Source organism: Stenotrophomonas sp. PS02297, from assembly GCF_029959705.1.
Lineage (GTDB): Bacteria > Pseudomonadota > Gammaproteobacteria > Xanthomonadales > Xanthomonadaceae > Stenotrophomonas > Stenotrophomonas nitritireducens.
Genome location: NZ_JASCOS010000118.1, coordinates 1 through 10,948, shown reverse-complemented (window position 1 = coordinate 10,948; position 10,948 = coordinate 1). Strand labels below are relative to the sequence as shown.

Annotated in this window: 8 protein-coding genes; 6 read left to right on the top strand and 2 right to left on the bottom strand. The window is 68.1% G+C overall.

Features of this window, described 5'->3' with window-relative positions; genetic code table 11:
* The first annotated feature begins 205 nt into the window (after positions 1-205).
* Positions 206-586 carry an aspartate 1-decarboxylase gene (gene panD / locus QMX80_RS16230; RefSeq protein WP_055764931.1) on the top strand — a complete coding sequence of 127 codons (381 nt, stop codon included), beginning with the start codon at positions 206-208 and terminating at the stop codon, positions 584-586.
* Positions 583-2,091, top strand: a complete 1,509-nt coding sequence (gene pgi / locus QMX80_RS16225; protein WP_282278165.1) for a glucose-6-phosphate isomerase — start codon at positions 583-585, stop codon at positions 2,089-2,091. The genes panD and pgi overlap by 4 nt, the downstream gene beginning before the upstream one ends.
* A gap of 282 nt (positions 2,092-2,373) precedes the next feature.
* Here pgi and QMX80_RS16220 read toward each other — a convergent pair whose 3' ends face one another.
* Positions 2,374-3,405, bottom strand: a complete 1,032-nt coding sequence (locus QMX80_RS16220; protein WP_273081861.1) for an AraC family transcriptional regulator — start codon at positions 3,403-3,405, stop codon at positions 2,374-2,376.
* 127 nt (positions 3,406-3,532) lie between these two features.
* Here QMX80_RS16220 and QMX80_RS16215 point away from each other — a divergent pair, with 127 nt between their 5' ends.
* From QMX80_RS16215 to QMX80_RS16200, 4 genes are all read left to right on the top strand, one after another.
* Positions 3,533-4,753, top strand: coding sequence for a parallel beta-helix domain-containing protein (locus QMX80_RS16215; RefSeq protein WP_282278164.1), 1,221 nt, complete (start codon positions 3,533-3,535; stop codon positions 4,751-4,753).
* Between the two features lie 10 nt (positions 4,754-4,763).
* Positions 4,764-5,903, top strand: coding sequence for an SO2930 family diheme c-type cytochrome (locus tag QMX80_RS16210; RefSeq protein WP_282278163.1), 1,140 nt, complete (start codon positions 4,764-4,766; stop codon positions 5,901-5,903).
* Between the two features lie 95 nt (positions 5,904-5,998).
* Positions 5,999-8,464, top strand: coding sequence for a TonB-dependent receptor (locus tag QMX80_RS16205; protein ID WP_282278162.1), 2,466 nt, complete (start codon positions 5,999-6,001; stop codon positions 8,462-8,464).
* Positions 8,465-8,624: 160 nt separating this feature from the next.
* Positions 8,625-10,034, top strand: coding sequence for a coniferyl aldehyde dehydrogenase (locus QMX80_RS16200; RefSeq protein ID WP_282278161.1), 1,410 nt, complete (start codon positions 8,625-8,627; stop codon positions 10,032-10,034).
* Positions 10,035-10,474: 440 nt separating this feature from the next.
* Here QMX80_RS16200 and QMX80_RS16195 read toward each other — a convergent pair.
* The coding region (locus QMX80_RS16195; RefSeq protein ID WP_345782391.1) for a phasin family protein at positions 10,475-10,948 on the bottom strand (474 nt) is incomplete at its 5' end.

The window sequence follows — 10,948 nt, the reverse complement described above, 5'->3', positions numbered from 1 at the left end:
GGGCAACGCCCGGCCGGGCGTTGCCGGGGGATGCCGATGGGGCATCGGATGTCCTGCCGGGCCCCGGCGAAGCCAGCAAATGGCGCCCTCGTGGCGCCATTTTCATGCCCGTCCGGCTGGGCCGGACAGTCCATGTTGCAGTGCGGGCAAGGGCCCGCGCCGGTGCTAGACTGCGTGCTTTCTTTCGCAGTATTCCGGCACCGCCATGCAACTTTCCCTGCTCAAGACCAAGATCCACCGCGCCACCGTCACCCATTCGGAGCTGAACTACGAAGGCTCCATCGCGATCGACGGCGACCTGCTGGAAGCCACCGGCATCCGCGAGTTCGAACAGGTGCACATCTGGGACGTGACCAACGGCGCGCGTTTCTCCACCTATGCCATCCGCGCCGAAGCCGGCAGCGGCGTGATCTCGCTCAACGGCGGCGCCGCGCGCCACGTGCAGGTGGGCGATGTGATCATCATCGCCGCCTTCGCCAGCATGAGCGAAGCCGAGGCCGACAGCTTCCAGCCCAAGCTGGTCTACGTCGACGGCGACAACCGCATCACCCACACCAACCACTCCATCCCCACACAGGCCGCATGACGACGAACAACGGATTGACCGCATTGCACGCCCACGCCCAGCGACTGCAGGGCACGGGTATTCCCTCGCTGTTGGCCGCCGAGCCGGACCGGGTGAAAACCCTGGCGCTCAAGGTCGGTCCGTTGTACGTGAACTTCGCGCGGCAGACATACGACCGCGCCGCGCTCGATGCATTGCTGGAGCTGGCTGCCGCCTGCGACGTCGCCGGCGGCTTCGCGCGCCTGTTCGGCGGCGAAAGGATCAACATCACCGAAGACCGCGCCGTGCTGCACAGCGCGCTGCGCGGCGACGCCAGCCCCGAGGCGGCGGCCGAGCATGCCGAAGCGGTGGCCGTGCAGCGGCGCATGGGCGAACTGGTCAAGGCGCTGGAAGCCAGCAGCGTGACCGACATCGTCAGCGTCGGCATCGGCGGCTCCGATCTTGGCCCGCGGCTGGTGGCCGACGCCTTGCGTCCGGCCAGCGGCGCGCGCTTGCGCGTGCACTTCGTCTCCAACGTCGATGGCGCGGCGATGCAGCGCACACTGGCCACGCTGGACCCGGCGACCACCGCCGGCATCCTGATCTCCAAGACCTTCGGCACCCAGGAAACCCTGCTCAACGGCGCGATCCTGCGCGACTGGCTGGGCGGCAGCGAGCGCCTGTACGCGGTCAGCGCCAATCCCGAGCGCGCCGCCAGGGCCTTCGACATCGACGCGGCACGCGTGCTGCCGATGTGGGACTGGGTCGGCGGCCGCTACTCGCTGTGGTCGGCGGTGGGCTTCCCGATCGCGCTGGCGATCGGCTTCGAGCGCTTCGGCCAGCTGCTTGCCGGCGCGGCGGAAATGGATGCGCATGCGGCCAGTGCGCCGCTGGAACGCAACCTGCCGGTGCTGCACGCGCTGACCGATATCTGGAACCGCAACGCGCTCGGCTGCGCCACGCACGCGGTGATGACCTACGACCAGCGCCTGGCGCTGCTGCCGGCGTACCTGCAGCAACTGGTGATGGAAAGCCTGGGCAAGCGGGTCAAGCTCGACGGCAGCCCGGTCGATGCCGACACCGTGCCGGTATGGTGGGGCGGGGCGGGTACCGACGTGCAGCACAGCTTCTTCCAGGCGCTGCACCAGGGCACCAGCATCGTGCCGGCCGATTTCATCGGCTGCGTGCACAACGACGATCCCTATACCGTCAACCATCAGGCGCTGCTGGCCAACCTGCTGGCGCAGACCGAGGCGCTGGCCAACGGCCAGGACAGCGACGATCCGCATCGCCAGTATCCGGGCGGCCGCCCGAGCACGCTGATCCTGCTCGACGCGCTGACCCCGCACGCACTGGGCGCGCTGATCGCCATGTACGAGCACGCGGTCTACGTGCAGTCGCTGGTGTGGGGCATCAATGCCTTCGACCAGTTCGGCGTCGAGCTGGGCAAGCAGCTTGCAAACCAGTTGCTGCCGGCGCTGCAGGGGCAGGCGGTGGAAATCGCCGATCCGATGACGCGCGAGCTATTGGGGCGGCTGCGCGGTTGATCGGCGCGGTACGGCGCAACGTGCCGGCGAAACATGGGCCGAAAAACGGAACGCCGCGCAGTGATGCGCGGCGTTTTTCCGTCCAGCGCCCGAATGCTCCGTAGAGCGGGGCAGCGCTCTGCTGGTTTACCGGGCCAGCCCCGCCGGGCGCTGCCCGGCGCTACAGGGCGCGTGTTCCTCGTAGAGCGGGGCAACGCCCCGCTGCGGCATTACCGGGCCAGCCCCCGGGGGTAATGCCAGGTGTCGCGGAGCCGGGTGTTCTCCGCAGGGCGGGGCCTGCCATCAGTCGCCGGAGCGCCGTGCCTCGCTCGGCGCACGTCCGGTCCAGCGCTTGAACGCGCGACGGAATTCGCGCGCATCGTTGAAGCCCAGCCGGCCGCCGATGGCGACGATGGAGAGCTTGGGATCGCGCAGCAGTTCCATCGCGCGCTTGGTGCGCACGCGGTCGTGGACCGCACTGAAGGATGTGCCCTCATCGGCCAGCTGCCGGCGCAGTGTGCGTTCGCTCAGGTGCAGTGCGGCGGCCATCTCGGCCATCTGCGGGTTTTCGCGCAGGCGCGTGCGCAGGTGGCTTTCCAGCGCGGCGGTGGTCTCCCCGCATGGAGGCTGGACGTCCATCTGCATGCGGCACAGGGTCATCACCTGGTTCGAGGTTGCCGGGTTGTAGCTGGCAAAGGGCAGTTCCAGCCAGCGCCGTTCGATCACCAACGCATGCCGCGGCTGTCCGAAACGCACTTCGCAGTCGAACAGGTCGCGGTAGCGCTGCGCGTAGCGGGGAGCCGGGTAGCCCAGTTCCAGGCGCAGCGGGCGGAAGTCCGGGCCGACCAGTTCGCGGACCAGCTGCAGCACGCTGGAGAACAGTTCCTCGCACAGGAACGGCTGCAGATCGCTGGCCTCGTCCGGTGCGGTGGCGACTGCGGCCACGCAGGTGTCGCCATGTTCGGCCAGGGTGATGTCCATCAGCGCGCCGCTGTTGCGCTGGTAGGCCAGGCCGACCCGTACCGACTCGCCGAAATCGGGGGCGGTTTTCATCGCCAGTCCGAGCAGGCCGAAATTGCCGAGGTTCTGCCGGTCGCCCAGCACCAGGCCCACGCCTTCGACCGGCAGCGAGGGCAGGGCGCGGCGGATCACCGTGATCGCCTGCCGGTAGGACATGCGGGTGTCGGGATCGCTGATTTCCTCCGGTTGCAGGCGGGTTCCGGCGAACCAGCCATTGCAGTCGATTCCGGTCTCGGCGGCGAGCTGCATCAGGCCGCAGAGGATGTTGGTAGGCCGGTCGGCGGTGGACAGATCGTCGCCGATTGCGGTGTTCAAACGCATCCGAAGTCCTTCCGATTGTCCGTTTTGCCCCCCTTTGTATGCCGCTTATGCCCTTCGCGCAATGCATTCATACGCACCAGACTGCGGCGCAGACTTGGCGAGCACGTACGGGAGAGAATTCATGCAACGCAGCATTTTTGTCGGCACGATCGGCGCTCTTGCGCTCCTGCTGTCCGCTTGCCAGCAGAAGGCTCCCGACGCGCCGGCGCCGCCGGCGGGCGACGCCGGCTTCGCCAGGGTCCTGCAGGAAAAGCTGCTGGACGCCAAGCCGGGCGACGTGATCGAGGTGCCGGAGGGTACCTTCCAGTTCGACCGCAGCCTCAGCCTGCGCGTGGACAATGTCACCCTGCGCGGGCAGGGCATGGACAAGTCCATCCTCAGCTTCAAGGGCCAGAAGGCCGGCGCAGAGGGCCTGCTGGTGAACGCCGACGGCTTCACCCTGGAGAACCTGGCGATCGAGGACAGCAAGGGTGACGGCTTCAAGATCAGTCAGTCCGAGAACGTCACCATCCGCGGCGTGCGCGTGGAGTGGACCGGCGGGCCGAAGACCAGCAACGGCGGCTACGGCCTGTATCCGGTGTTGTGCAGGAATGTGCTGATCGAGAACTCGGTGGCGATCGGCGCCTCGGATTCGGGCATCTACGTGGGCCAGTCGCGCGATGTGATCGTCCGCAACAACCGCGCCGAGCGCAACGTGGCCGGCATCGAGGTCGAGAACACGATCAACGCCGACGTCTACGACAACGTGGCCACCGGCAACACCGGCGGCATCCTGGTGTTCAACATGCCCGCGCTGACCCAGCAGGGCGATGCGATCCGCGTGTTCAGGAACAAGGTGGTGGCGAACAACCTGGACAATTTCGGCGCCAAGGGCACGCCGGTGGCCAGCGTGCCGGCCGGCAGCGGCGTGGTGATCAACTCCAACGACAACATCGAGATCTTCGACAACGACATCGCCGACAACCAGACCGCCAACATCATCGTTTCCAGCGTGTATTCCACCGGCTACAAGGACGACAAGGCCTCGGGCGAGTTCGATCCCTATCCGGAGCGCATCCACGTGCACGGCAACCGCCTGTCCGGCGGCGGCGATTCGCCCGACCGGATGGATTTCAAGGCATTGAAGGTGGCGATGTACGGGCTGACCGGCCATTTCCCGGACGTGCTGTTCGACGGCTACGTCAATCCGCAGCGCAGGGAAGGCCCGCAGATCTGCCTGCGCGACGTGTCCGGCGTGCTCAATGCCGACGGCCCCGGCGGCTACAAGAATCCGAGCAAGGACGCCAGGCCTTACGACTGCACCCTGCCGTCGCTGCCGGCGATCGACCTGAAGCGCGGTTGAGGTGGCGCCCATGGCGTTGCATCGAATCTCCCCGAGGATCGCCGGGCTGGCCGCGCTGTTGATCCTGGCCGCCTGCGCGCGCACCCCGGCGCCCAAGCCGGTGCATTTCTTCGCCGAAGGCATGCCCGAGCGCCTGTCCGACTGGAGCGTTGTCTACGTGGCCGAGGGCCGGCTGCAGCTCAATGCGCGGGTACTGCCCTACGACCTGGATTCGGCCCTGTTCACCGACTACGCGCACAAGCTGCGCACGGTGTGGATGCCGGAAGGCGCATCCGCGCGCTACCAGGCGGACGGGGCGCTGGACTTCCCGGTCGGCACCATCATCAGCAAGACCTTCTATTACCCGCGTGGCAAGGGCGACAGGGTGCTGCGCAGCGACGACGCCGGCGCCGAGCCGGATGGGGGGCTGACGCTGGGCAAGGTGCGGCTGGTGGAGACGCGGCTGCTGGTGCGTCGTGAGTCGGGCTGGATCGCGCTGCCCTATGTATGGAACGCCGAGCAGAGCGAGGCCCGGCTGATGCGTACCGGCGACCTGGTGCCGCTGACCCTGGCGGACAAGGACGGCAGGCGCCAGCAGATCGAGTACATGGTGCCGGACGAGAACCAGTGCGCCGGCTGTCATGGCGTCGATCTCAAGTCCAAGCAGATTTTCCCGATCGGTCCGAAGGCGCGGCATCTCAACCACGATGTCACCTATGCCGGCGGCAAGGCCAACCAGCTGCAGCACTGGCAGGAGGTCGGCTACCTGGGCGAGGTGCCTGCCGGCGAACTGCCGCGGAACCTCGCCTGGAACGATGCGCAGGCGCCGCTGGAAGCGCGCGCGCGTTCGTACCTGGACATCAACTGCGGGCATTGCCACAGCCAGAAGGGCGCGGCGCGCACCTCGGGCATGTGGCTGGATTCGAACACCCACGATCCGCTGCGGGTAGGTCGCTGCAAGCTGCCGATCGCCGCGGGGCAGGGCACCGGCAACCGGGCCTGGGACATCGTTCCCGGCAAGCCGGACGATTCGATCCTGACCTACCGGATGGAGAGCACCGACCCGGGCGTGATGATGCCGGAGCTGGGGCGCAGCCTGGTCCACGAAGAGGGCGTGGAACTGATACGGCAGTGGATCGCGGCCATGTCCGCGCAGGAGTGCGGCGCGTAGCGCGGAGCAGGCATGCACACAGTGGAAAGCGTGCGGCCTTGGCAGTGCCGCGCGCGACCAATGGCAAGGGGAACTCAATGGGAAAGGGGAACTCGATGACCTACAACAGATTGTCGCGCGGCGTCCGCAAGGCGCTGCTGACCTCGCTGCTGGCCTCGCCGGCGCTTGCCGCGCAGGCGCAGCATCCGCCGCCAGGGCAGCCGGATGCGATCGAGCTGGACCGGATCGTGGTCACCGCGCAGAGCCGCGAGCAGGAACTCAAGGACGTGCCCATCGCGCTGCAGGTGATCGGCGAGAACGTCATCGAACAGACCATGGCCGAGAACCTGGGCGACCTGGACAGCTTCGTCCCGGGCCTGTCGATCAGCGACGACCAGCCGACCCAGGCCAGCTTCAAGCTGCGCGGCCTGAGCACCGGCGATTTCGGCATCGGTACCGATCCGACCGTCGGCGTCTATGTCGATGGCGTCTACGCCGGCCGCGGCGGCGGCACGGTGCTGCCATTCCTCGACGTGGAACGCATCGAAGTACTGAAGGGCCCGCAGGGCACCCTGTTCGGGCGCAATACCGCCGCCGGCGCGGTGTCCATCGTGACCAAGCGGCCCGGCAACGAACTCGAAGGCCGCGCGCGCGTGCGCATGGGCAATTACGGCAAGCAGTATTTCGACGGCATGCTCAACCTGCCGGCCGGCGAAACCACGGCCTTCCGCCTCAATGCCATGAGCAGCCAGACCGACGGCTGGGTCAAGGATGCGGCCACCGGCAAGCCGCTGGACGACGGCCGCAACTGGGCTACGCGCGCGGCCTTCCGCTGGGACATCGGCGACAACACGCAGATGCTGCTGAGCTGGGACCACGAGGACATGGACCAGCGCTCGCGCCCGGCCATCGGCATCGCCGCGTTGCCGCCGGCGCCGGGCGTGCCGCCGGTGCCCGCCGATCCGGCGCGCTACCAGAACCCGATCGGCCACGCGGCCTACACCGATGTGCCGGACAACGACGAGACCCGCAAGTTCGATGGCGCGACCCTGATCCTCGACCACGCGTTCGAATGGGGCCACCTGAGCTCGATGACCTCCTGGCGCAGCTTCGATACCTACAACCGCGCCGAGGAAGACGGCACCAACCGCCGCGAGCTGTACCTGGACACCATCAACATCGAGGACAACACCACCTGGTACCAGGAGTTCAAGTTCAGCGGCAATACCGAGCGGCTGGACTGGGTGGCCGGTGCGAGCTGGTTCCAGGAGAAGGCCAGCCAATCCAGCGTGGTCGATCTGACCAGCGACAGCATCAACACCGCCGCCGCGGGCCTGTACGGCATGCCGCTGTTCGGCATGCTGCAGGACGCGGCGGATTATTACGGCATCCCGGTGCAGCTGTTCGGCCATCCGTGGCGCGAGGCCTACGACAACACGGTCGACTCCACCGCCTACGCGGCGTTCGGCGACGTGATCTGGCACGCCACCGACAAGCTCAACCTGACCTTCGGCCTGCGCTATACGCGCGATGAGAAGAAATTCACTTGGTTCAATGACTACCATCGCGCCGACGCGCTGAACCAGGCGTTGCAGACGCTGCAGCAGTACGGCGTGCTGCCGCAGCCGGTGCCGTGCGAGGCACTGGGCCTGTGCGCCATGGACGAGGATGGCGACGGCCTGATCCCGCTCGATGCGGCGTTCCTGGCCGGCTTCGACCTGGCCTTCAGCGACCCGATCTCGATGGCCAACAAGGGCGTGACCAACCGCGCCAGGCATGCGTGGAGCGACTGGAGCCCGCGCCTGGTCGTCGACTATCACCCGTCCGGGGACACCATGCTGTTCGCCTCGGTAGCCAAGGGCTACAAGGCCGGCGGCTACAACGTGTTCTCGCCGGGCGCGGCCTTCGACAATGAAAGCGTGTGGAACTTCGAGACCGGCATCAAGCGCGACCTGCGCGACCTGCGCATCCAGTACGAGGCCTCGGCGTTCTACTACGTGTACGACAACCGCCAGGCGATCCGCCTGGACACCTCGGCCGACATCCCGCGCTACGTGGTCAGCACCAGCGACCTGACCGCGCGCGGCGTGGATTTCAGCGCGCGCTGGCAGGCCAGCGAGCACCTGAGCGTGGACTTCGCCGCCGAGTGGATCGACTCGACCTACAAGGACTTCATCACCCCGGATGGCGTTGATCTCAGCGGGCAACCGACCGGGGAGGCGAACCTGTCCTTCGCCGCCGGCGCGGCCTACACCCTGCCGCTGGGCGGGCACGGCGACCTGACGTTCTCGGCGCGCCATTCCTATGGCGGGCGCGGGCGCTGCAATTCGGGCTCTTCCAGCCAGGGCAACTGCGGGCGCTATGCCACCTTCACCATCGGCGAGGAACGCAACCGCACCGACCTGTACCTGCGCTGGCGTTCGCCGTCCACGCAGTGGAGCGTGGCCGCCTACGTCAACAATGCGTTCGACAACCGCTACGTCAACGGCTTGTATACCTATGGCACCACGGTGGTCGGCACCACCGCCGCCGGCGTCAGCGAGCCGCGCTTCTATGGCATGGAGCTGGCTTACCGGTTCTGACCCGCGCCTGCCGGGCAGGGGCCTGGCCGATGGATCCCCGGCGGGGCGCAGCCCCGCTCCACGAGGCGCGTGCCGCCGCATCCATGCTGGACGCGGCGGCATGCGCCGGCCCATCCTCCCGATGCAATGCCGGACCGCCGGCCTCCACAGACTTCATCGCATGGACACCCTCGCCACCACGCCCGTTTCCGAACTGCGCCCGACCCTGGACCGCCTGCGCGCCGCCTGGCAGGTGCACAAGCCGGACCGCGCGCAGCGCAGCGCCGACCTGCTGCGCCTGCGCGAGGCCCTGAAGCGGCGGCTCGACGAGATGGCGCAGACCATCGCCGCCGATTTCGGCCACCGTTCGCTGCACGAATCGCGCATCGCCGACGGCATGACCGTGCTCAACGAGATCGACCACCTGCGCCGGCACCTGCGCCGCTGGATGAAGCCGCGACGCGTCGGCGTGGGCTGGCGCTTCCTGCCGGCGCGCGCGGAGATCCGCCCCGAGCCGGTAGGCGTGGTCGGCGTCATCTCGCCATGGAATTATCCGGTCAACCTGGCGCTGATCCCGCTGGCCACCGCCATCGCCGCCGGCAACCATGTCTACCTGAAGCCTTCCGAGCACACGCCGCGCACGGCGGCTTTCCTGCGCGAATTGCTGGCCGAAGTGTTTCCCACCGATCGTGTCGCCGTCGCCGAGGGCGGCGCCGACGTGGCCGGCGCGTTCGCCGCGCTGCCGTTCGACCACCTGGTGTTCACCGGATCCACCGCGGTCGGGCGCAAGGTGATGGCCGCCGCCGCACCGAACCTGACCCCGCTGACGCTGGAACTGGGCGGCAAGTCGCCGGCCATCGTCTGCGACGACTATCCGCTGGAACAGGCCGCGGCACGGCTGGCGACCGGCAAGTGGTTCAACTGCGGGCAGACCTGCATCGCCCCGGACTACGTGCTGGTAGGCGCGTCGCGCCGCGATGCGCTGGTGCAGGCGCTGCGCGCGCAGGTGCGCGCGCGCTATGGCGAGGGCCTGGCCGGCAATGGTGATTACAGCCGCATCATCAACGCGGGCCAGTACGCGCGCCTGCAGGGTTACGTGGACGACGCCCGTGCGCGCGGACTGGAGGTGATCGTGCTGGGCGAAGCCGATCCGGCGCAGCGCCTGTTCCCGCCAACCCTGGTGCTGGAACCTGGCGACGATGCGACGGTGATGCAGGAGGAAGTCTTCGGTCCGGTGTTCCCGATCCGCAGCGTGCGTTCGCTGGACGAGGCCATCGGCTACGTCAACGCCCACGACCGCCCGCTGGCGCTGTACCCGTTCAGCCATGACCGCGCCAGCGTGGAGCGGATCCTGCGCAGCACCCTGGCCGGCGGCATCTCGGTCAATGACACGCTGTTCCATTTCGCCATCAGCAACCTGCCGTTCGGCGGCATCGGCCCCAGTGGCATGGGCGCCTACCACGGCCGCGTCGGCTTCGACGCGATGAGCAAGCAGCTGCCGATCCTGTGGCAGGCCCGTCGTACCGGTGGCGACCTGCTGAAACCGCCGTACCGGCAGGCGCAGTGGCTGATCGACCTGATCGTGCGCTGACATCCCCGGCTCGCAGATGCAGGACTCGCCCCGCCCAAGGCTTCAACGCCAGGGCAGGGTCAGCCCGGGCAGCTGCAGCGCTGCGCCAACGGCGACGGAGGGCAGTCGCCAGTGAAGGGCGGCAGCGCTGCCATGCGGAAGCGCGCTGCAGTGCGCGATGAGGTATTGGCAGGCGCGTTCCGCCGCGTAGGGAAGTGCGCTCCTGCAACCGCGCTCATCGCGCACGGATGGCGGCATGCGGGGGATCGCCCGGAGAGCGGGCGCAAAAAACCGCCTGGAGCGGCTCATGACATCGCCTGGCGATGGCCCGGAGCGGTTGCCGCACGGGATCGCGGCAATAAAAAACCCGCCATCCGGAGCCGTGAGGGGAGGGAGACAAACGGCGCGGTACTGCTGGCGGGTCGGGTCGATTCTTGCTCAGTTGATGCTGCTTTGCAACATCAGTGTTCTTCAGGTGCCTGCCTGGGCGTTGCGTTGGCTTCGGCGCGGTTCAGGCGATGGTTGAGCGCGTCCAGCCGCGCGTTGAGCGCTTCGATGTCGGAACGGCTGGGAATGTCCATGCGCCGCAGGACCCGCTGCACCCGGTCCTCGAAGGATTTCTCGACACGGTCCCAGGTGCCGGCCGCGCGCTCGCGGGCCTGCTCCAGCGTGCTTTCCACCGAATCGCGCAGGGTCTCGCCGCGTGTCGAATCCTGCCGGCTGCGCGCCTCCATCGATTCGCCTTCCTTGACCAGCGATTCGAACAGCCGGCTGCCCTCGGCCTGGGCCCGCGACAGCGCACCGAGCCCGGCCAGCCAGACCTGCTGCGCCGATCCGGCGAGCGTGCGTCCGGTGCGTGCGCCGCGCTCCTGCGCGGCCGCGCCGGGGGCGCGGGCGGCCTCGGGGGGTTGGGGGGGTTTGATGGCGGGGGTGCG